The following is a 22,465-nucleotide window of genomic DNA, read 5'->3' on the forward strand; positions in this document are numbered from 1 at the left end:
CCGAGAGACGAGATCGGGCCCGACCACCTGGACGAGGTGGCCGGGCCCGTGTCCTTTTACCGGATCAGATTCCGATGAGGTCGTGATCGGCGACCTTGTCCGACAGGATGCGCAGGTGCTCGTCGGCCCCACCGAGGGTGTGCTCGATGGCCACGAGCCGACTGGTGTAGTGCCCGACGGGATATTCGGCCGTGACGCCGATTCCGCCGTGCAGCTGAATTGCCTCCTGGCCGATCTTGCGACCGGAACGCGAGATCTGCAGCTTGGCGCGCGAGGCGATGGTCGTGTCGACATTGCCGTCCGCCAACGACATCGTGGCGTAGAGGCTCATGCTGCGGGCCAGCTCGAGTAGCACGTACATGTCCGCCGCACGGAAGGTGAGCGCCTGGAACTTGGCCAGCGGAACCCCGAACTGCTTGCGCTGCTTGAGGTAATCGGTGGTCAGCCGCAGCGCCTCCTCCATTGCTCCCACTGCCTCGGCACACAGTGCGGCCTGTGCGCGCACCTCGGCACCGGTGATCGCCGCGGCTGCGTTCTCGGCCGAACCCAGCGGTTCTGCAGCAACGTCGGACAATTCGATCTGCGCGGCGCGCTGACCGTCGTGGGTGGCGTACGACTTGCGGGTAAGCCCGGTCGCGTCGCCGTCGACGACGAACAATCCGGTTCCACCGCCGGGGAGCACGGCACTGACGACGATGACGTCAGCGCTGCCGCCGTGCGGAACCGGGTTCTTGACGCCGCTGATCGACCACGATCCACCGTCCTCGGTCGCCGTGGTGGCGACCTCGACGTTGGGCCAGCGGCTGCCGGATTCGTTGTGCGCGAACGCCAACATCGACGAGCCCTCGGCCACGGGTGGCAGAAGTCGCTTGCGCTGATCGGCTGAGCCGAGCTCGGAGATGAGCCCGCCGGGCACCAGAACGGCGTCGAGAATGGGCTCCGGCGCGAGCCGTCGTCCGACCTCGGTCATGACCGCCATGATCTCCACGGGACCGGCGTCCATACCGCCGTCGTCCTCGCTGAACGTCAGACCCAGCAGACCGACCTCGGCCAGCTGCTTCCAGACGTCGGTGCTCCACCCCAGCTCACCGGCCACGATCTTGTTGCGCTTCTCGGTGTCGTAGGCGCGCGAGAGAACCTCACGGGTGGTGTCGCGCAGCAGTTTCTGCTCTTCGTTGAGTTCGAAATCCATGTCTTCAGATGCTCCCTTACAGTCCGAGAATCGCCGACGCGATGATGGTGCGCTGAACCTCGTTCGAGCCGCCGTAGATCGAGACCTTGCGATAGTTGAGGTAGTTCGGTACCGACCGCTGCGCCCAACCGTCGCTCTCGATGTCCTCGCCTGCCTCGTAGGGCAAGGAGTCCGGCCCGGCGATGTCCATCAGCAGTTCGGTTGTGGTCTGCTGCAATTCGGATCCACGGAGCTTGAGAATCGACGACGCCGGGTTCGGCTTGCCGTCGTCCGAGCTCGAGACCATCCGCAGCTGAGTCAGCTCGAGGGCGAGCAGTTCGTTCTCCACCTCGGCCAGCTTGGCCGCGAACAGTGGATCCTCGAGCAGCGTCCCGGTGCCGGCCTTGGTCTGCGCGGCGTGCTTCTTCGCCTGTCCCAGTCGAACTTTGGTGTGCCCGGCGCGGGCGACGCCGGTGCGCTCGTTGCCGAGCAGGAACTTCGCGTAGCTCCAGCCCTGGTTCTCCTCGCCCACGAGGTTCTCGGCCGGGACGCGGACGTTGTCGAAGAACACCTCGTTGACCTCGACGCTGCCGTCGACCAGCTTGATGGGACGCATCTCGATGCCGGGGGTGTTCAGATCGATGAGCAGGAACGAAATTCCGGCCTGCTTCTTCGGTGCATCGGGGTTGGTGCGTACCAACGCGAAGATCCAGTCGGCGTACTGGCCGAGGGTGGTCCACGTCTTCTGGCCGTTGACGATGTAGTCGTCGCCGTCCCGAATGGCGGTGGTACGCAGCGAAGCAAGGTCCGATCCGGCCTCGGGCTCGGAGAAGCCCTGACACCACCAGATGTCCAAGTTCGCCGTCTTCGGCAGGAACTTCTCCTTGATCTCCTGCGACCCGAACGTCGCGATGACCGGGCCGACCATCGACGCGTTGAATGCCAGCGGCTCGGGTACCGAGGCCAGCTGCATTTCGTCGAGCCAGATGTGGCGCTGCACCGCAGACCAGTCGCGGCCACCGAACTCCGCAGGCCAGTGCGGTACTGCCAGGCCGTTCTCGTTCAGGATTCGCATGGTCGTGACCACTTCGTCCTTGCTCAACTCCTGACCCGTCGCGTTCTTCTCGCGAATCTCGGCGGGGATCTTCGTGGTGAAGAACGTCCGCATCTCGTCGCGGAACGCGGCCTCTTCTTCTGTCAGGGCAAGATTCATCGACAATCCTCCGTGCTCGTTCGCTTATCTCGGTATCGACCGTACTCCCTGGTAACTCTGGGATATTCTCCGCTCACTATGACTTTTCTGGCGCTGGTTCGGCACGGTGAAACGAACTGGAATTTGCACGGCCGCCTGCAGGGCTCCTCGGACATCCCACTCAACGACACCGGGCGCGCTCAGGCCCGCGAGGCGGGCTACGAACTGGAGTTTCGTACGTGGGATCACCTGGTCAGTTCGCCGCTGGTCCGGGCCGCGGAAACCGCGGACATCATCGGGGCTCATCTGGGCATGACCCGTACCGCCGAATTCCCGGATCTGGCCGAGCGTCACTTCGGTGACGCCGAGGGATTCACCGACTGGGACGCGTACTCGCATTGGCCGGACGGGCGATACCCGGGCCTTGAGCCGCGATCGAATCTGATTGTCCGGGGCGTGCGAGCCGTCGACGAGATCGCCTCTCGCTATCCCGACTCGGCGGTGATCGCGGTGGCCCACGGCGGCGTCATTCGAGCCATCTTCGATGCCATCCGTCGACGACACTCCCCCCGAATACTCAACGCCGGTGTCTCCACACTCGAACACGACGGCACCCGATGGACGGTTCGCACCATCAACGGCGTTGCGGTCTGACAGGATTTTCGTCCATGGAGATCGAACGTCGCATCGCCGAACTCGGCTTCGAGCTGCCCGGTGAACCGAGCGCGCCACCGGGATTCGAGTTCTCCTTCGACTGGGTTCGCGTGCGCGGCAACCGAGTGTTCGTCTCGGGTCACTCGCCCCTCGCACCGGACGGAACCCTTGCCGGCCCGTTCGGTGCGGTGCCGTCCGAGGTGAACCTCGACGCCGCCACCGACGCCGCGCGTGACACCGCGCTCGCGGTATTGGGCAGCCTCGCCCGAGCCCTCGGCGACCTGGACCGCATCAGCGCGTGGCTGACCGTCACCGGCTCGGTCAACGCCGATCACGGCTTCACTCAGACCACCACCGTCGTCAACGGGTTCTCCGATCTGGTGTTGGCGATCTTCGGACCGGAGGTCGGTGCGCACGCGCGGACTGCGTTGGGAGCGGCCGCATTGCCGATGAACAACACCGTCGTCGTGTCAGCGGAACTGGAGATCGACGGGTAGGTTTTTCTCCACTCGTCTTTACAGCGAAAGCAGGCCTAGATGGTGCGCAGATCCTCTCTGGTTCTGGTCGCGATTCTGATCGGCATACTCGGGTTGTCCGGGTGCAGTTCGTCGTCGCAGTCCCTCCTGGACCGAGTACGCGACGACGGTGTGCTCGTCGTCGGCACCGAGGGCACGTACAGCCCGTTCAGTTATCAGGGCGGGGACGGCCAACTCACCGGCTACGACATCGACGTCATCAACGCGGTCGGCGACGAACTGGGCGTCCGCGTCGACTTCGTGCAAACCCCCTTCGACTCGATCTTCGCCGGCCTGCAATCGCAACGCTTCGACCTGATCGCGAACCAGGTGTCGATCACCCCCGCCCGGCAGTCGGCCTACGACCTGTCCAAGCCCTACACGGTGTCCGAAGGCCAGATTCTCACCGCCGCGAACAACACCACGATCACCTCGACAGCCGATCTGGCCGGCAAGACCACCGCCCAATCGTCGACGAGCAACTGGGCCGAGGTCGCTGCCGACGCGGGCGCGAACGTCGAGGCGGTCGAGGGATTCGTCCAAGCAGTCGCCCTCGTCAAGGACGGCCGGGTGGACGCCACCGTCAACGACTCGCTCGCCATCGCGGAATACCTGCAGCAGACCGGCGACACGGGAGTGCGGGTGTCCGGAAACACGGGCGACACGACGCTGCAGTCCTTCGTGGCCCGCAAGAACAGTGGCCTGATGGACGAGGTCGACGCCGCCATCGACACCCTCCGGGACAACGGCACGATCGCGGAGATCTCGAAGAAGTATTTCGGCAGCGACGTCGCGGCACCGACCGCCGACACCGCGGCACCGGTGAGCGAGGACGCAGGAACCACTGCGCCGTCGAAGATGCAGTTGGTGCTCGACAACCTGTGGCCGATGCTGAAGGCGACGGTCACCATGACGATCCCGTTGACCGCCGTCAGTTTTGTTGTTGGACTGGTCATCGCCCTCGCCGTGGCACTCGCCCGAATCTCTTCGATCAAGCCACTGGCCGTAGTGGCTCGGTTCTACGTCTCGATCATTCGCGGCACTCCCCTACTGCTGCAGCTGTTCATCATCTTCTACGGCCTGCCGCAATTCGGCATTGTGATCTCGCCGTTTCCGGCGGCGGTCGTGGCGTTCTCGCTCAATGTCGGCGGCTACGCGGCCGAAGTCATTCGCGCTGCGATACTGAGCGTGCCCAAGGGCCAGTGGGAGGCCGCGCAAACGATCGGCATGGGATACCGAACCACGTTGCAGCGCATCGTGCTTCCGCAGGCACTGCGCACTGCCGTGCCCCCGCTGTCGAACACGTTGATCTCGCTGGTCAAGGACACCTCGCTGGCGTCGACCATCCTGGTGACCGAACTGCTGCGCGTCGCACAGCTGGCGGCGGCTCCGACCTTCGACTTCTTCACGCTGTACTCCGTTGCCGCCCTGTACTACTGGGTGATCTGCATAATTCTCTCGTTCTTCCAAGGCAAACTCGAAGTCCGACTCGACAGGTACGTGGCCAAATGACAGACCTGCTGGAAGTTTCCGCACTGAAGAAGTCGTTCGGACCGATCGAAGTACTGAAAGACGTCTCGTTCACCGTGCCGTCGGGCACCGTCACCGTCATCATCGGGCCGTCCGGCTCCGGCAAAACCACGGTGTTGCGAACGCTCAACGCTCTCGACCGAGCCGATGCCGGCCTGATCCGCATCGGCGACGTGTCGGTCGATTTCGCCGAGCCCGTGGACGCCGCGCGATTGCGCCACTTCCGCGCACAGAGCGGCATGGTGTTCCAGAGCCACAATCTGTTTCCCCACAAGACCGTGCTGCAGAACATCATCGAGGGACCGGTGATCGTCCAGAAACGGGCCAAAGACGACGCCACTCGCGACGCTCACGCGATCCTCGATCAGATCGGTCTCGACGGCAAGTCCGACCAGTACCCGTTCCAGCTTTCCGGCGGCCAACAGCAACGCGTCGGAATCGCCCGGGCCCTCGCCCTGCGCCCCAAACTGATGCTGTTCGACGAGCCGACCTCCGCGCTCGATCCCGAACTGGTCGGCGAAGTACTGGGCGTCATCAAAGGCCTTGCCGCCGAAGGCTGGACGATGGTGATCGTCACCCACGAGATCCGCTTCGCCCAGCAGGTGGCCGATCAGGTGCTGTTCCTCGAGAACGGCGTCGTCGTCGAACGCGGGACGCCCGAGCAGGTTCTCGCGAACCCGACCGAGCCCCGTACTCGACAGTTCCTGCAGCGGATATTGGCCTAGCGGCCAGTGGAGTGGTTAAGTGCCGCCTGGGGCACTTAACCACTCCACTGCGTCAGCACCTTGTCCAGGGTGATCGGGAGGTCGCGGACTCGGACGCCGGTGGCGTTATAGACCGCATTGCCGATGGCTGCCGAGGAACCGACCGCGCCGATCTCACCGATTCCCTTACCGCCCATCGGTGCCAGCTCGGTGTCGACCTCCTCGATCCAGACGGCGTCGAGATCGGTGACGTCCGCGCACGCCGGGATGTGGTACTCGGCGAGGTCGTGGTTGGCGAAGCCGCCGAATTCGTGATCGACGATGCCGCTCTCCATCAACGCCATTCCGAGTCCGAACGTCATGCCGCCGATGAGCTGCGACCGGGCCAGCCGTGGATTCATCACCTTGCCGATGCCGAACACACCCAGCATCCGGCGCACGCGTACTTCACCGGTGTCGACGTCGACCGCCACCTCGGCGAACTGGGCACCGAAGGCCATGCGCGCCAGCTCTTTCTGCGCTTCGACGTCATCGGTTGTATCGGCCTCGGCGGAGTTACCCGGCTGCAACGGTCCCTGGTCCCGCAATGCGTTACAGACCTTGGTGACCGCCCAGCCCCAGGAGGAGGTGCCCGAGGATCCACCGGCACCGGGGGCCTTGGGCAGAGCGCTGTCGCCCAGTTCCAGTGTGACGGCATCCGCGTCGACCTCGAGCGCATCAGCGGCAATCTGCCGCAGCACGGTCCGCGCACCGGTTCCGATGTCGGATGCAGCGACGGACACCGTGATCGTGCCGTCCTGCTCGACACGCGCCGCCGCGGTACTCGGCGAGATCAGCACCGGGTAACTCGCTGTCGCGACGCCCATTCCGAGCAGAGTGTTGCCTTCTCGGCGGCGGCCCGGCGTGGAGTCTCGACGATCCCAGCCGAATTTTTGAGCGCCCTCGCGCAGGCACTGCACCACGCTGCGGGAGCTGAACGGATTTCCACTCGCGGGATCGACGTCGGGTTCGTTGCGGATCCGGAGCTCGATCGGATCGATTCCGGTGGCCGTTGCCAATTCGTCGATTGCCGTCTCGACGGCAAACATCCCGGGCGCTTCTCCGGGGGCTCGCATCCAGCGCGGGGTGCCGACATCCAGGGTGGCGAGCCGATGCGTGGTGGCGCGGTTGGGCGAGGCGTAGATGTGCCGGGTCGATTCCGACGTCTGTTCGCAGAACTCGAAAATCGTGCTGGTCTGCTGAAAGGAATCGTGAGCGATGGCCTGCAGCTTGCCACTCGAATCCGCACCGAGGCGAACGTGATTGAGCGTCGGGGTGCGGTATCCGACGACATCGAACAGGGCCTGCCTCGGAAGGACCAGCTTGACGGTCTTGCCGGTTGCTCGCGCCGCCATGGCCGCGAGGACCGCATTGGGCCGTGTACTGCCCTTCGCTCCGAAGCCTCCGCCGACGTTCTCTGCTATCACGCGAACGTTCTCGGGTTCCAGTCCGAACGCCGTGGCGAGATCGCCCTGAACTCCTGACGGTGCCTGCGTCGAATCCCAGACCGTGAGTACACCATCGGACCATCGAGCCGTGGTGGCATGCGGTTCCATCGGACTGTTGTGCATCGGAGCCGTCGAGTACCAGTGGTCGACGACGTGCTCGGCCGTCGTCAATGCAGCGTCCGGATCACCGACCGTGACGTCGGTGGGGAACCCCGCGTTGACGGACTCGGGCGCGTACAGCGAGCTGTGATCGGCGCTCAGGGTGTTGTCGGGTGAGCGAACGTCGGCGTAACGCACCTGTACTGCGGCCGCAGCCGCGCGGGCATTCTGGAGGGTGTCGGCCAGAACGACGGCCACGATCTGGCCGCGGTAAGCAACGGAATTCGATTGCAGCACGTGCAGTTCTGCATCTTCCACGTCGCCCAGCTTCTCGGCGTTGCCGTGCCACAAGAGCGCGTGCACCGACGGTCCTCCGTCAGCGAGTTCGACGTTCTCGACCGTCCCGGCGGGAACCGTCGCGGGCACGTACCAGGCGTACACCTGGCCGGCGATCGGCGGCTGCTCGGCTGCGTAGCGCGCTCGGCCGGTGACCTTGTCGACGGACTCGGTGCGCTGAATCGACTGGCCGATCGATGCCGTCATGACCGATCTCCCGACTCTTCGTGTGTGCCCAGCTCTGCCAATTCCACCAGAGTGCGCGTCACCAGGTTCGTGACCAGCGAAACTTTGAAGGCGTTGTCTCGCAACGGCTCTGCCGCGTGCAGTTCCTCGGTGATCGCAGCCCGGAACGACGCCTCGTCGGGAGCGGTTCCGAGCAATGCATGTTCGGCGGTTCGGGCCCGCCACGGTCGGTGCGCCACGCCGCCCAGCGCGATCGACACCCCACGTACGATTCCGTCCTCGACGTCGAGCACAGCGCCGATCGACGCGACCGCGAACGCGTACGACTGTCTGTCCCGTACCTTCCGATACGTCGAAACGGTGCCGTCGGCAGCCTTCGGAATTTCGATGGCGGTGACGATTTCGTCTCGGGCGACAGTGTTGTCCCGCGTCGGATCATCGCCGGGCAACCGATAGAACTCGTCCATCTCGAGTTTCCGTTCACCGTCGACTCCGCGAACGACGATGCGCGCGTCGAGAGCCGACAGCGCGACGGCCATGTCGGACGGATGCGTCGCCACGCACGACGACGAGGCTCCGAGGATGGCGAGGTTTCGATGCTCGCCGTTACGTGCCGGACAGCCCGAACCGGGTTCGCGCTTGTTGCACGGCTTGGATGCGTCCATGAAATAGACGCATCGGGTGCGCTGGAACAGGTTTCCGCCGGTGGTGGCCATGTTGCGCAACTGGCCCGAGGCCCCGGACAACACTGCCCGTGAGAGCACCGGATACCGCTGGCGGACGACCGGATGCACCGCGAGATCGCTGTTGGACACCCCGGATCCGATCCGAAGCGCTCCGTCGTCAGCGACATCGATGTCGTGCAGCGGCAATCGCGTCACATCGATCAACGCCGATGGTGCGGCCACACCCAGCTTCATCAGATCGACCAGATTGGTGCCGCCACCGAGCAACATTGCGTTCTCGTCCCCCGCCAGGCGTTCGAGAGCGTCGTCGATCGCAGTGGCGGTTCGGTATTCGAATGTTTTCATGACGCGTCCTGCACTGCGGGCACGATGTTGGCGTAGGCACCGCAGCGGCACAGATTGCCGCTCATGCGCTCACGCACTTCGCCGGAATCGAGCTCGACGTCGGTGGCCTCGAGGTCCTCGGTGACCGCACTGGGCCAGCCTTGTTTGGCCTCTTCGATCACCGCGACCGCCGAGCAGATCTGCCCGGACGTGCAGTATCCGCACTGGAATGCGTCACGGTCGACGAAAGCCTGCTGCACGGGATGCAGCGTGTCGCCATCGGCGAGGCCCTCGACCGTGGTGATCTCGCGGCCGCCCTGCGCGACAGCGAACGTGAGGCAACTGTTGATCCGTCGGCCATCGACCAGGACGGTGCAGGCACCACACTGACCGTGGTCGCACCCCTTCTTGGCCCCGACGAGATCCAGGTTCTCGCGAAGTGCGTCGAGCAGTGTGGATCGGGTGTCGCAGTCGATCTCGCGATCGGTTCCGTTGACACGCAGAGTGACGTTGGTCATGCAGGTGCAGATACCCCGGCCCGGGGCCACCAAACGCTCGAGCCTGCGGGTCGTGCGCGGAACTTCGTAGTGGGCTACGAAGTTCCGTGCACGTGCGGCGAAGCCGCTCTAGCGCTTGCCCTTGAACTTTCCGCCGCCGCGCGGACCGCCGCTACGTCCGGGAGGACCGGAATCGGGCTGCAACTGAATCAGCACGCCACTGATGCGGGTACGGCGTAGCGCCTCGACCGTCTCGTCGGCGAGGTCGGCAGGCAACTCGACCAGCGAATGGTCGGGGCGAATGCTGATGTGCCCGAAGTCGCTTCGACGCAGACCGCCTTCGTTGGCGATGGCACCGACGATGGCACCGGGGGCGACGTGATGACGCTTCCCGACGCTGATCCGGTACGTCGCCATCTCCTGGCCCGTCTTGCGGTGATGCGAACTGGCTGCATCCTCGTCGAACGTCCGAGGGGGCCGCGGCTCACGAGGCTCGCGGGGTGCCCGCGGCGGGGCAGGTGGCTCGGGCTTGAGCAGAAACGCTTCGCCGTCCCGCGACTGGATGGCCAGAGCTGCTGCGATATCGACCAGCGGCACGTCGTGCTCGCGCTCGTAGTCCTCGATGAGACGGCGGAACAGCGCCAGATTCTCGTTGCCGAGGCTCTCGGTGATGGAGTCCTTGAACTTCGTGACGCGCTGCGCATTGACGTCGTCGACGCTGGGGAGCTGCATCTCGGTGATCGGCTGCCGCGTCGCACGCTCGATGGCCTTGAGCAGGTGACGCTCGCGGGGCGCAACGAACAACAGGGCCTGACCGGCGCGACCCGCGCGGCCGGTACGGCCGATGCGGTGTACGTAGGACTCGGTGTCGTGCGGGATGTCGTAGTTGATGACGTGCGAGATGCGGTCGACGTCGAGACCACGAGCCGCAACGTCGGTGGCCACCAGAATGTCGATCTGGCCATTTTTGAGCTGGCCGATGGTGCGTTCACGCTGTGCCTGCACGATGTCGCCGTTGATCGCGGCGGCGGAGAATCCCCGTGCGCGCAACTTCTCGGCGAGCTCTTCGGTGGCCTGCTTGGTGCGCACGAACATGATCATGGCCTCGAACTCTTCGACCTCGAAGATTCGAGTGAGCGCCTCGAGCTTGCGCTGATGGGCCACCTGAACGTAGCGCTGCGTGATGTTCGGTGCCGTCGACGTCTTGGTCTTGACGGTGATCTCCACCGGGTCGTGCAGGTACTGCTTGGAGATCTTGCGAATCGCGGCCGGCATCGTGGCCGAGAACAACGCGACCTGCTTGTATTCGGGAGTGTCGGAGAGGATGCGCTCGACGTCCTCCTGGAACCCCATCTTGAGCATCTCGTCGGCCTCGTCGAGCACGAGGTATTCGAGCCCGGAGAGGTCGAGTGTGCCCTTCTCGAGGTGGTCGATCACACGGCCCGGGGTTCCGACGATGATCTGGGCACCCTTGCGCAGGCCGGACAACTGGATCCCGTACGCCTGACCGCCGTAGATGGGCAGAATGTGCAGACCTGGAATGTGGGTGGCGTACTTGCCGAACGCCTCGGCCACCTGGAGCGCCAGCTCGCGGGTCGGTGCCAACACCAAGGCCTGCGGCGTCCGACGCGAGACATCGAGACGAGACAGGATCGGCACCGCGAACGCGGCGGTCTTACCCGTTCCGGTCTGCGCGAGGCCGACGACGTCGTTACCCGCCATCAACGGCGGGATGGTGGCCGCCTGGATGGGCGACGGGCTCTCGTATCCGACGTCGCGCAGGGCCTTCAGGACCCGCTCGTCTATTCCGAGATCGGCAAAAGTGATGTCGTCATCCGCTGTCGAAGAAGACTCACCTGCGTGGACGGGAGGGGACGAACTCGTCTCGTCAGACGTCACGGCGGCATCCTGATCAGATTCTGAAGTGCTCATATACACCCGAGTTTAGTACCTGCCCGGCCCCCGCGACTCCTTCTGCGCTGATCAGGTGACGAAAACAGCGGTGATGGGGGCACGCACACGCGGCCCTGCGAGGGCGACCCGACGGAGACACACGACCGGACACCGTTATGTTGTACCCCGAGTCACACTCACCTCCCCCGAAAAACGACCGAAAATTCACAAAGCGGACAACCTCGGTGGTGCGTTACGGACTCGGGTGTGATGAAATGCACAACTACCACGCTATTTATCCGTAAGGGGTCCAGCAGTGCGCGAATATTCTGTGCCGGCGTCATTCACCATTCCCGACGACGCATCCATGGCCGACACCGTCTTCCGGTACCAGAAGGAATCACCGAACTTCGTCCCGTTCCAGCGCCTGGTGAACGGCACCTGGACCGACGTCACCGCGGGTCAGTTCGCCAAAGAGGTCATAGCCGTGGCCAAGGGCCTGATCGCGTCGGGCGTCGAACTCGGCGACCGCGTCGCGATCCTCAGCGCGACCCGCTACGAGTGGGTCGTCCTCGACTACGCCATCTGGACCGCCGGCGGGTGCACCGTCGCGATCTACGAGACCTCGTCGCCCGATCAGGCCCAGTGGATCCTCGAGGACTCCGCTACCAAGCTGCTCGTAGTCGAGACCGCAGCGCACGTCTCGAACCTGAAGGACGTCACCGAGGGTGCCGCCGAACTGCGCGAGGTACTCCAGATCGACGGCGGAGCCATCGACGAACTGACCACCCGAGGCGCGGGAATCAGCGACGAGGACGTGCACACCCGTCGACACCAGGTCACTGCCGCCTCCCCCGCGACACTGATCTACACCTCGGGCACCACCGGCCGCCCCAAGGGTGTCCAGCTGACACACGCGAACTTCTACGCCGAGGTCCAGGCCACCCAGATCGCGCTGCACGACTCCATGCGCGAGGGCAACCGCACCTTGATGTTCCTACCGATGGCGCACGTGTTCGCCCGCGCGGTGTCGTTCGGCTCGTTCGAGTCGAAGGTGACCGTGGGCCACACCTCGGACGTGTCGACACTGGTGGATCAGTTCGCCGTCTTCAAGCCGAACTTCATCCTGTCGGTGCCGCGCGTGTTCGAGAAGGTCTACAACTCGGCCAAGCAGAAGGCACACGACGGCGGCAAGGGCAGCATCTTCGACAAGGCCGCCGCGACGGCCATCGAGTGGAGCGAGGCCCAGGAGAAGGGCGGCGCAGGCCTGGTCCTCAATCTCAAGCACACGGTCTTCGACAAGCTCGTCTACTCCAAGTTGCGAGCTGCCCTCGGCGGTAACTGCGATCGTGCGGTCTCGGGCGGTGGCCCCCTCGGCGCTCGCCTGGGCCACTTCTTCCGCGGCGCGGGCGTCCCGGTCTACGAGGGCTACGGACTGACCGAGACCAGCGCGGCCGTCACCGTCAACACCACCAAGGAACAGCGCGTCGGCACCGTCGGCAAGCCCATCGACGGTCACGCGGTCAAGGTCGCCGAGGACGGCGAACTGCTGCTCAAGGGCCCGGTGGTGTTCAGCGGCTACTGGCACAACGAGAAGGCCACCGCCGAAGCGATCGTCGACGGCTGGTTCCACACCGGCGATCTGGGGTCGATCGATCAGGAAGGCTTCGTCTCGATCACCGGCCGCAAGAAGGAAATCATCGTCACCGCAGGTGGCAAGAACGTTGCCCCCGCGGTGCTCGAGGACGCGCTGCGCGCCAACGCGATCATCAGCCAGTGCCTCGTCGTCGGTGACGCCAAGCCGTTCATCGGTGCGCTCATCACCCTCGACCCCGAAGCAATGCCGGGCTGGCTCGAACGCCACAACCTCGCTGCCGACATCCCGTTCTCGGAGCTGTCGAAGAACGCCGACCTCGTCGCCGAGATCGACAAGGCCGTGGCCGAGGCCAACAAGAAGGTCTCCAACCCCGAGCAGATCAAGAAGTACACGATCCTCGAGAACGACTTCACCGTCGAGACCGGTGAGCTGACCCCGACGATGAAGCTCAAGCGCAACATCATCCACACCGAACGTGGCAGCGACATCGAGGCCATCTACTCGTAGATCGCCCAGCACGAGTGCCGAAGGGCCCGACGCGAGCAATCGCGTCGGGCCCTTCGTCGTACAGCATGTGATCGTCAGTGCATGTGATCGTCAGTGCATGTGATCGTCGAGGAATTCGGCGACCACCGTGGTCACGGCTTGGTGGATCTTCTCGTGCAGCAGATCGTGGCCGCCGTCCTCGAACTCGCGCAAGCTCGCGTGCGGAACGCTCCCGATCCACTCGCGGACGGCATCGACCGGTGCCAGACGATCGTCGACGCCGTGCACGGCCAGCAACGGAATGACGTTGTCGGACAGGTCGTCGGCGGACCCGGTCACGGACTTGGGTGTGCCGCACAGAATCGCGCAGCGGACCGCCTCGGGGTGCGCGCCCAGCGCTGCGATGGCCGTCGCAGCTCCGAGCGAATGGCCCATCAGAGCGAACGACAACTCGGGGTGCTCGGCCTCGGCGATGTCGATCAACTGCAGCGCGTTCTGGGCGAGACCGGGGATCTGTGCTGCGTCGGTCAGTTCCCCCTCGGTCAGGCCGTGCCCTACGTGATCGACCGCCCACACGTCCACCCCACGCTCGTTCAGTAGCCGAGCGAAGCGGTGGTAGTGGGCGCTGTTCTGGCCGAGACCGTGCAGGAAAACGAGACCGAATCGAGCGTCGGCGACGGTCCAGGTTCGATAGTGGACAGCACCGGTGGCTCCGTCGAAAAAAGGCATTGAATCATTTTGCCTGTTCCCGCCGGCTTCCGCGCGCAACGTGACCGGTGCCGCTGTCGCGGGTCGCTAGGGTGGACGCTTGTGTTCCTCCTCGGCGATCAGGTCGTCTACAGCGCCAGCGACCTCGCCGCTGCCGCATCCTGTGAATTCGGACTGCTCCGAAGACTGGACGCTGTCACCGGCCTGATCCCCCGGCAGAGCGTCGCAGCCGACCCGATGCTGGACCGCACCTCCACACTCGGATTCGAGCACGAACGACGCCAACTCGAGGCGTTCGAGCAGCGTTTTCCCGGTGGCGTCCTGACCATGGACCGACCGGGCCGCACCGCACAGGAACTGGCGAACGCGGCGTGGGCGACCTTCACCGCCCTGACCTCACGCACGCCGGTGCTCTATCAGGCCACCTTCTTCGACGGACGATTTCTCGGTTTCTGCGACTTCTTGGTTGCCGACGGTTCTCGTTACACCGTCTACGACACGAAACTGTCGAGACACGCGAAGGTGCCGGCGCTGCTGCAATTGGCCGCGTACGCCGACGCCCTGCAGGCCGGGGGTATCACTCCGAGCGAGCAGGTCCATCTGATGCTCGGCGACGGCAGCGACTCCGCGCACGCGCTGGCCGATATTCTCCCGGTCTACCGGCAGTCGCGGGCACACCTGCAGCACATTCTCGACGAGCATCACGCCGAGGGCACCGTCGTCGATTGGTTCGATCCGCGGTATTCGGGATGCGGGCAGTGCGATGCCTGCACCGCCGAGGTGGAGCTGCATCGCGATCTGGTGCTCGTCGCCGGTATGCGCGGCAGCACCAGGGACCGCCTCCTGGACGCGGGGATCTCGTCGATCGACGAGCTCGCCGAGTCGAGTACCCCGGTGGACGGCATGTCCACTCGAACACTGGAGAACCTGCGCGCGCAGGCGGCTCTACAGGTGCGCCAAGAGCGCAGCGGGGCAGCCGAATTCGAGGTCTTCGACGCCGAGGCACTGGGGGTGATTCCCGAGCCCGACGACGGTGACATCTTCTTCGACTTCGAGGGAGATCCGCTGTACGCGGAATCCGGTTCGTCCGACTGGGGTCTCGAGTACCTGTTCGGCGTCTACACCGCGGACGGCGACTTCCTGCCGTTCTGGGCGCACGACCGTGCGCAGGAACGTCGTGCGCTCCTCGACTTCCTCGACTATGTCGCCGCCCGCCGAGCCGAGTATCCGAAGATGCACGTGTATCACTATGCGCCGTACGAGAAGACGGCCCTGCTGCGGCTGGCCGGCCGGTACGGAGTGGGCGAGGACGCCGTCGACGATCTGCTGCGGGAGAACGTTCTCGTGGATCTCTACCCCGTCGTGCGGTCGGCTGTTCGGATCGGTGCCCGCTCGTACAGCATCAAGAAACTCGAACCGCTGTACATGCCCGCGGCCCGTGACGGAGACGTCACCGACGCGGCGGCGTCGATCGTCGAATACGCGCACTGGTGCGAACTGCGCGATCGAGGCAAGGACGCCGAGGCGGCAGCTCTGCTCGCCGACATTGCCGAGTACAACCGCACCGACTGCGAATCGACACTGCGACTGCGTGATTGGCTGCTCGATCGGGCATCGGACGCCGGGGTGGCACCGCGGTCCCCGCAGCAGCTGGACCTCGAGGACGTCGTCGACCGCACCGCGACCCCACTCGAACTCGAACTGGCCGAGCACGCCGGACTGCCGTGGGGTCGCACGCCGACGCAGCACGCGCTCGGATTGTTCGCCGGTGCCATCGGATATCACCGACGAGAGAACAAGCCGTTCTGGTGGGGCCACTACGACCGCCTGACCCATCCGCTCGACGAATGGGCCGACGCCGCGGACGTTTTGAAAGTCGAGCGCGCCGAGCTGGTGCACGACTGGATGAAAACTGCACCCGGACAACGGGTGCTGCGTCGTCAGGTCAAGTTGATCGGGCACCTGAGCAACGGTGTGCTGTCCGGCTCGAAGGTGAAACTGCTGTACGAGAACCCAGCCCCGGAGGGGTTGACGAAGCAGCAACCGACGCATCGGGCCACCACATCGGTGGAGATCGTGCAGACCGGGTACGAGGGGACCCTGAATGTGGTTGTCGTACAGGAGAATCTACGGAAGGGCGTCGAGGAGTACACCGATTTCCCGGTTGCCACCGCCCCCGAGCCGCCGCCGAACACCAAGCATCTCGAGCAGGCGATCGTCTCCGTCGCGACCGAGGTTCTCGGCGGGTTGCCGGAACTGCCGCTCACGGCCGTCGCCGATCTGCTGACGCGCTCGACGCCTCGAACCCTTTCCGGCTCCGGCCTTCCCGCGGTCCACGACAACGACTACGCACATGCGATCACGGACGCGCTGCTCGATCTCGATAATTCGTACGTCGCGGTGCAGGGCCCGCCCGGCACCGGGAAGACCTACACGGCGGCGCGCGTCATCGAACAGCTCGTGAACACACATCATTGGCGGATCGGAGTGGTCGGCCAGTCGCATCACGTGGTGAACAACCTGCTCGACACCATCGTCGGGGCCGGGGTCGACGCCACGAAGGTGGGCAAGAAGGCCCCGACCGCGCACACCGTCGTGGACATCACCGGATACTCGCATTTCGTCACCGAGGCAGACGAGGGCTGCGTCATCGGCGGCACCGCCTGGGATTTCTCCAACCCCAGCCGAATTCCACCCGGCTCTCTCGATCTACTCGTCGTCGACGAGGCAGGTCAGTTCTCCCTCGCCAACACCATCGCCGTCTCGGTATCGGCACGTAATCTGCTGCTTCTCGGCGACCCGGCGCAGCTCCCCCAGGTCAGTCAGGGCACCCACCCCGAGCCCGTCGACGAATCCGCACTGGGATGGCTGACGAACGGGCATGCCACGCTGCCCGCCGACCGCGGTTACTTCCTCGCGACGACGTGGCGGATGCATCCGGATCTGTGCGCACCGGTGTCGACGCTGTCGTACGAGGGCAAGCTCGAATCGAACAAGGATGTGACACAGTCTCGTTCGCTGTCGGATCTGGAACCGGGCCTGCATGTGGTCTACCTGGACCATCACGGCAATTCCACCGACTCGATCGAGGAAGCCGACGAGATCGTCACGCGGGTCCGGTCGTTGCTCGGTCGGCCGTGGGTGGACCCCGCACACGGCGGCGACCCGCGGCCGATGCAGCAGGCCGACTTTCTGGTGGTCGCGGCCTACAACGCACAGGTCGCCGTCATCGTCGAGCAACTCGCGGCCGCCGGTCTCGACGAGGTGTCGGTGGGAACCGTCGACAAGTTCCAGGGGCGTCAGGCACCGGTGGTCCTCATCTCCATGGCAGCGTCGGCCATCGAGGACGTGCCCCGCGGAATGGGATTCCTGTTGTCGCGCAACAGACTCAACGTCGCCATCTCTCGCGGTCAGTGGGCAGCGATTTTGGTACGCTCGCGCGCGCTGACCCACTATCTACCGTCGACCCCGGACGGACTCGTCACGCTCGGCACGTTCATGCGGCTGTGCGAGAACGCCCGTCAGCCGAACGCCATACCCTCGCCGCGGTAAGTGGGAACGGCGTCGACCGATCCGTCGGAATGCACCAGCGACAGAGTGTCGAACCGCTCGCACAACTCCCCGGCCTTGGCGTGGCGGAACCAGATTCGATCGCCGATGCGCACCTCGTCGGCCCCGCTCACCGGGGTCTGCACCTCCCCCGCGCCCTCGTTGCGCAGCAGTTTCAGGCCCGACGTGACAACACCCGCGGCCCTCCTGGACCAGCCGACCGGTCGGGGTGATCGCGACCAGGACGCCGGGCCCGACGCGATGTAGCCGCCGCCGAACGCGGTGGCGATCCGCGGAGTCGGCTTGCGCACCACCGGCAGTGCGAAGAACAGCGAGGGTTCTGCCGAGAAGGCGCGATACCGATCGAACAGGGTCGGCGCGAACAGACCCGAACCCGCGGTGACCTCGGTGACGGCCGGATCCGCAGCGGAGAAATCGATCGACCCGGTACCACCGCTGTTGACGATCTCGAGCGGGCCGATCGCCGCGGTCACGGCGTCGACCACTGCTGTTCTCCGCGCACCGATCTCACGAGACGACAACGACTTCATCAGCTCGACAGCGACGTTGGCGTCGGGAACACCGGCGATCTGCGCCTCGTAGAACATCAACCCCACCACCCGGAACCCCCGCGAGCGAGCCTGCCGGGCGAAGCGCGCCACCTGCTCCGGATCCCGTAGCGGCGAGCGGCGGACCCCGATGTGCAGCGGCCCCACCCGCAACGATGCGTCCACGTCGATACAGATGCGGGGCTTGAGCAGGTCGCTGTGAGCGGCGTCGCGTATCAGGTCCAACTGCGCAAGGTCGTCGACCATCAGCGTGATGCGGCCCGACAGTACGCGGTCGTTGACCACCTCGGCGAGCGCCGTTCGATCGACCGTCGGATACCCCATCAGAACGTCGTCGACGCCGGACCGCGCCAACCAGATCGCTTCGCGCAGCGAATAGGCCATCACTCCGGATACACCCTCCGCCGCGAGCACCCGATTCAACACGGCTCGACACCGCACCGACTTGCTGGCGATCCTGATCGGTACACCGTTCGCGCGTGCGCGCAGTGCTGCAGCATTGGCATCGAGAGCTGTCAGATCGACTGCTGCCGAGGGAGATTCGAGACCCTCGGTGGCTGCGACAATGCGAGACAGCGGGGTCGTAGCGGTGGTGGTGTCACCGGCGATCGAACTCATTGGGCACATTCCTTCGTCGTCGTTGCCGGGCCGACACAGTCAAACACTGAGCAGCCGAAAAGTCCCGTCGAGCGTCTTTCTACTCAGCGGTCTTCGGCCTTCGCGGCGATCAAACCCGACAAGTCGTCGATCTGGGCCAGCACTTCGAGATCGTTACCGTCGACCAACCACCGCAGCACCAAACCGTCGAGAGTCGCCATCCCGAAGCGGGCGATCGACTCCACCGGTTCGAGCCACCGCGTGCCGGTGTGGTCGGAACAGTTCTCGAAGAACAGCTGCGCCTCGGAATCCCTGATTCGATACTGCCCGCTGGCGATCTCGGCGGCCGTGGCCGAACCCAGTGCGCGGTGCCGCAACAGATACGTCTTGATCTCGTACGCCAACAGCTGCCGACCGGGCGATTTCTCGATCAGCAACCACACCGCACTCAGCCCGCTGTGCACCAACTCGCGCAGCCCCCGAACACCGGGTAGTTCGTGTGTTCCGACCGCGCTGTCCAACGCGGCGTGCAGTATCTCGGTGACGTCGACGATGAGGTGCTCGCCCATCGCGATCACCAGATCCTGCTTGGTCTCGAAGTGGTATTGCACGATGCCTTTGGTGACGTCGGCATAGTCCGACAGCGCCCGTACGGTGAGCGACTCGATGCCGACCCGCTCGGCGACGTCGATGGCCGACTGCACCAGTTGTGCGCGGCGCACGTCGGCGGGCAGCCTCAATTGCATGACCCGATCCTAGGTCGCGGTCGACATCTGTGCCTTGGATTGCCCCACCGGAGCGCGCTGCGGGATAGTGATTCGATGATCGAGCGGTCGTGGCAGAACTGGGCGGGCAACCAACACGCATTCCCGGCGCATCGCGCCGAGCCCTCGTCGGTCGAGGAGCTGCGTGCGGTTCTGTGCGATGCCGCCGAACGGTCTCTGCCGGTGCGCTGCGTCGGGGCAGGGCATTCCTTCACTCCCATTGCCGTCACCGACGGTATCCAGATCGGCTTGGATGCACTGAGCGGTATCGAATCCGTCGAACGCGCCGACGACGGGTCTGCCCAGGTGACGGTGTTGGCCGGCACCCGACTCCGAGAGTTGTCGACGCGGCTCTGGGAGCTCGGTCTGGCGATGACCAATCTGGGCGACATCGACGAGCAGTCCGTCGCCGGGGCCATCTCGACGGGCACTCACGGAACCGGTGCCCGATTCGGCGGCATCGCCACCCAGGTGCATGCGCTGGAGCTGATGACCGCGGACGGACAATCGGTTCAGTGCTCTCGCGACGAGAACACCGAACTGTTCGACGCAGCCCGCATCGGTCTCGGCGCTCTCGGCGTCATCACCCGGGTCACGCTGCACTGCGTCGCGGCGTTCGCGCTGCAGGCCGTCGAGACGCCGTCGACGCTGACAGCGACCCTGCGCGATCTCGATGCCACCGTCGCCGGCGTCGACCACTTCGAGTTCTACTGGTTTCCGCACACCGATCGGGTGCTCACCAAACGCAACACCCGCCTGCCCGGTGACGCCGATCTGCGGCCGCTGGGCAAGGTGCGCTCGTACCTCGACGACGAACTGCTGTCCAACACGGTCTTCGAGGGCCTCAACCGAGTGGTGACGCGAGTGCCTGCGTTGATTCCCAGGGTGAACGCGGTCTCGGCCCGAGCACTGTCGGCTCGCGAGTACACCGACCGCTCGTACCGGGTGTTCGCGTCGTCGCGGACGGTCAAGTTCGTCGAGATGGAATACGCTGTGCCCGTCTCCGAGATCGCCTGGGTGCTGCGCGAGGTGGATCGCTGGCTCGAGCGTTCTGCAATCTCCATCGCGTTCCCCGTCGAGGTTCGGTTCGCGGCCGCCGACGACATCTGGCTGTCCACGGCATCAGGACGTGCGACGGCGTACATCGCCGTGCACCAATACCACCGGCGCGATCACCGTGAGTATTTCGACGCGGTCGAATCCATCTGCCGCAGCGTCGTTGGTCGGCCGCACTGGGGCAAACTGCACTCCCTCGGCAGTGCCGAGCTGCGCGATTCGTACGAACACTTCGACGACTTCCTGCGCATCCGCGATTCCCTGGACCCGACGCAGCTGTTCCGCAACGACTACCTGGACCACCTGCTGTCGTGAGCGGTATCTCGTACCCTGCTACGAAATACCGCGCACGACGAGTTCGCTTACATTGGACTCGGTGAGCACAGGAAAACGCGCGCTGTCCGGCATCATCGCCGCCGGAGTCGTCCTCGGCGTCGGCGAATTGATCGCCGTCCCCATCGGACCGAACTCGTCACCACTGACCGCCGTCGGATCCTCGGCCGTCGACAACAGTCCGGCCCCGGTCCGTGAATGGGCCATCGACACGTTCGGCACCTCCGACAAGCTCGCCCTGTTCGTCGGCATGGCCGTGGTCATCGGTGCTATCGCCGCCGCGGCAGGAATCGCTCGCAAACCGATCGGTGCTGTGGTGTTCGCCGTCTTGGGCGTAATCGGCGTCCTCGCGGCAGTGACTCGACCTGGTGCGACGGTGTTCTACGCAGTCCCGACCATCGGCGGCGTCATCGTCGGTATCGTCGTGCTGCACGCCCTGATCGGAGCTGCAGCCCCGGTGAGCGACGGGATGAACCGTCGCAGCTTTCTGACCCTGGCCGCCGGTGCCGCAGTACTCGGAGTGGTCGCAGGGACGGCCGGACGAATGCTCACCTCGGCGCGAGCGGTCACCGCCGATCGACTGGGCTTCATGCTTCCGACCCCGTCGCCACAAACGCCGATACCGGCGGGGGCGGACCTGAAGATCGACGGCCTCGCGTCGTACATCACCCCGAACGAGGACTTCTACCGCATCGACACCGCGCTGGTCGTGCCACGCGTGGCGTCCGATACGTGGTCGCTGCGGATCCACGGGATGGTGGATCGTGAGATCGAGTTGACTTTCGCCGATCTGGCGCAGCGTCAGGCAGTGGAGAAGACAGTCACGTTGACGTGCGTGTCCAACATCGTCGGCGGCGACCTCGTCGGCAACGCGACGTGGATCGGCTACCCATTGAAGGACATCCTCGAAGAAGCGGGCATCTCCCCCGACGCAGACATGGCCCTGTCGTCCAGCAGCGACGCCTTCACCGCGGGCACTCCCCTCGACGTGCTGCTCGACGGTCGGGACGCGCTGTTGGCCGTCGGAATGAACGGCGCGCCGCTACCCGTCGAGCACGGTTACCCGGCGCGACTGGTCGTGCCCGGACTGTACGGATACGTCTCGGCCACCAAGTGGGTCACCGACATCGAGATCACCCGATTCGACAAGGTGACGGCGTACTGGACCGACCGCGGCTGGGGCGCACTCGGTCCGATCAAGACCGCTGCACGCATCGACACTCCGCGGTCGGGCAGCTCCGTATCCGTAGGTAAGACCGTGTTCGCGGGCGTCGCCTGGGATCAGCACACCGGCATCGAGGCCGTGGAAGTGCAAGTGGACGAGGGCAATTGGGTGCCGGCAACCCTGTCGGAGGAGTACTCCAAGGACACGTGGCGGCAGTGGATGATCGAGCTCGACCTGCCGGCGGGCCAGCACGCGATCCGCGCCCGGGCCACCAACTCCGCCGGGGAGCTGCAGACCAACAAGACTGCAGACACCGTCCCCGACGGAGCAACCGGCTACCCGAAAATCTCGGTGACGGCGAACTGAT

17 protein-coding genes are annotated in these 22,465 nt (G+C 65.1%); 8 read left to right on the forward strand and 9 right to left on the reverse strand.

Features of this window, described 5'->3' with window-relative positions; genetic code table 11:
• Positions 1-64: 64 nt before the first annotated feature.
• Together E4P29_RS22975 and E4P29_RS22980 are read right to left on the reverse strand one after the other, a co-directional pair.
• Positions 65-1,192 carry an acyl-CoA dehydrogenase family protein gene (locus tag E4P29_RS22975; RefSeq protein WP_135047319.1) on the reverse strand — a complete coding sequence of 376 codons (1,128 nt, stop codon included), beginning with the start codon at positions 1,190-1,192 and terminating at the stop codon, positions 65-67.
• 16 nt (positions 1,193-1,208) lie between these two features.
• A complete protein-coding gene (locus E4P29_RS22980) occupies positions 1,209-2,384 on the reverse strand; it encodes an acyl-CoA dehydrogenase family protein (protein WP_135047320.1) in 1,176 nt (391 codons plus the stop codon).
• Positions 2,385-2,462: 78 nt separating this feature from the next.
• On the opposite strand from E4P29_RS22980, the gene E4P29_RS22985 reads away from it, so the two are divergent.
• From E4P29_RS22985 to E4P29_RS23000, 4 genes are read left to right on the forward strand one after another with little or no spacing between them, the layout of a single operon-like run.
• Complete coding sequence (locus E4P29_RS22985) at positions 2,463-3,017, forward strand: histidine phosphatase family protein (protein WP_135047321.1); 555 nt, start codon at positions 2,463-2,465, stop codon at positions 3,015-3,017.
• 14 nt (positions 3,018-3,031) lie between these two features.
• Positions 3,032-3,514 (forward strand): RidA family protein, encoded by a 483-nt coding sequence (locus E4P29_RS22990; RefSeq protein WP_135047322.1) that lies wholly within the window; start codon positions 3,032-3,034, stop codon positions 3,512-3,514.
• Positions 3,515-3,553: 39 nt separating this feature from the next.
• Positions 3,554-5,044, forward strand: coding sequence for an ABC transporter permease subunit (locus tag E4P29_RS22995; protein ID WP_135047323.1), 1,491 nt, complete (start codon positions 3,554-3,556; stop codon positions 5,042-5,044).
• Positions 5,041-5,787, forward strand: a complete 747-nt coding sequence (locus E4P29_RS23000) for an amino acid ABC transporter ATP-binding protein (RefSeq protein WP_135047324.1) — start codon at positions 5,041-5,043, stop codon at positions 5,785-5,787. Before E4P29_RS22995 ends, E4P29_RS23000 begins: the two co-directional genes overlap by 4 nt.
• 35 nt (positions 5,788-5,822) lie before the next feature.
• Here the strand turns inward: E4P29_RS23000 and E4P29_RS23005 are convergent, their stop codons facing one another.
• The 4 genes from E4P29_RS23005 to E4P29_RS23020 all read right to left on the reverse strand — a co-directional run bounded on the left by E4P29_RS23005 (position 5,823) and on the right by E4P29_RS23020 (position 11,313).
• Positions 5,823-7,895 (reverse strand): xanthine dehydrogenase family protein molybdopterin-binding subunit, encoded by a 2,073-nt coding sequence (locus E4P29_RS23005; protein ID WP_135047325.1) that lies wholly within the window; start codon positions 7,893-7,895, stop codon positions 5,823-5,825.
• Positions 7,892-8,905 carry a xanthine dehydrogenase family protein subunit M gene (locus E4P29_RS23010; protein ID WP_135047326.1) on the reverse strand — a complete coding sequence of 338 codons (1,014 nt, stop codon included), beginning with the start codon at positions 8,903-8,905 and terminating at the stop codon, positions 7,892-7,894. The genes E4P29_RS23005 and E4P29_RS23010 overlap by 4 nt, the downstream gene beginning before the upstream one ends.
• Positions 8,902-9,402, reverse strand: a complete 501-nt coding sequence (locus E4P29_RS23015) for a 2Fe-2S iron-sulfur cluster-binding protein (RefSeq protein ID WP_032401318.1) — start codon at positions 9,400-9,402, stop codon at positions 8,902-8,904. Before E4P29_RS23015 ends, E4P29_RS23010 begins: the two co-directional genes overlap by 4 nt.
• A gap of 108 nt (positions 9,403-9,510) precedes the next feature.
• Positions 9,511-11,313 (reverse strand): DEAD/DEAH box helicase, encoded by a 1,803-nt coding sequence (locus E4P29_RS23020; protein ID WP_032364895.1) that lies wholly within the window; start codon positions 11,311-11,313, stop codon positions 9,511-9,513.
• Positions 11,314-11,590: 277 nt separating this feature from the next.
• Between E4P29_RS23020 and E4P29_RS23025 the strand changes: the two genes are divergently transcribed.
• Positions 11,591-13,378 (forward strand): long-chain fatty acid--CoA ligase, encoded by a 1,788-nt coding sequence (locus E4P29_RS23025; protein WP_167735588.1) that lies wholly within the window; start codon positions 11,591-11,593, stop codon positions 13,376-13,378.
• Between the two features lie 90 nt (positions 13,379-13,468).
• Here the strand turns inward: E4P29_RS23025 and E4P29_RS23030 are convergent, their stop codons facing one another.
• Positions 13,469-14,086, reverse strand: a complete 618-nt coding sequence (locus E4P29_RS23030) for an alpha/beta fold hydrolase (RefSeq protein ID WP_027498000.1) — start codon at positions 14,084-14,086, stop codon at positions 13,469-13,471.
• A gap of 81 nt (positions 14,087-14,167) precedes the next feature.
• Between E4P29_RS23030 and E4P29_RS23035 the strand changes: the two genes are divergently transcribed.
• Positions 14,168-17,617, forward strand: coding sequence for a bifunctional RecB family nuclease/DEAD/DEAH box helicase (locus E4P29_RS23035; RefSeq protein ID WP_135047327.1), 3,450 nt, complete (start codon positions 14,168-14,170; stop codon positions 17,615-17,617).
• Here E4P29_RS23035 and E4P29_RS23040 read toward each other — a convergent pair.
• Together E4P29_RS23040 and E4P29_RS23045 are read right to left on the reverse strand one after the other, a co-directional pair.
• Complete coding sequence (locus E4P29_RS23040) at positions 17,587-18,801, reverse strand: alanine racemase (RefSeq protein WP_135047328.1); 1,215 nt, start codon at positions 18,799-18,801, stop codon at positions 17,587-17,589. The genes E4P29_RS23035 and E4P29_RS23040 overlap by 31 nt on opposite strands.
• 83 nt (positions 18,802-18,884) lie before the next feature.
• Positions 18,885-19,526 carry a helix-turn-helix domain-containing protein gene (locus E4P29_RS23045; RefSeq protein ID WP_135047329.1) on the reverse strand — a complete coding sequence of 214 codons (642 nt, stop codon included), beginning with the start codon at positions 19,524-19,526 and terminating at the stop codon, positions 18,885-18,887.
• Positions 19,527-19,601: 75 nt separating this feature from the next.
• Here E4P29_RS23045 and E4P29_RS23050 point away from each other — a divergent pair, with 75 nt between their 5' ends.
• Positions 19,602-20,915: a D-arabinono-1,4-lactone oxidase gene (locus E4P29_RS23050; protein WP_135047330.1), complete on the forward strand. Its 1,314-nt coding sequence runs from the start codon at positions 19,602-19,604 to the stop codon at positions 20,913-20,915.
• Positions 20,916-20,976: 61 nt separating this feature from the next.
• Positions 20,977-22,464, forward strand: a complete 1,488-nt coding sequence (locus E4P29_RS23055; RefSeq protein WP_135047331.1) for a molybdopterin-dependent oxidoreductase — start codon at positions 20,977-20,979, stop codon at positions 22,462-22,464.
• Position 22,465 lies beyond the last annotated feature (1 nt).

Origin of the sequence: Rhodococcus sp. 1R11, from assembly GCF_004563845.1 — a bacterium.
Classification (GTDB): Bacteria; Actinomycetota; Actinomycetes; order Mycobacteriales; family Mycobacteriaceae; genus Rhodococcoides.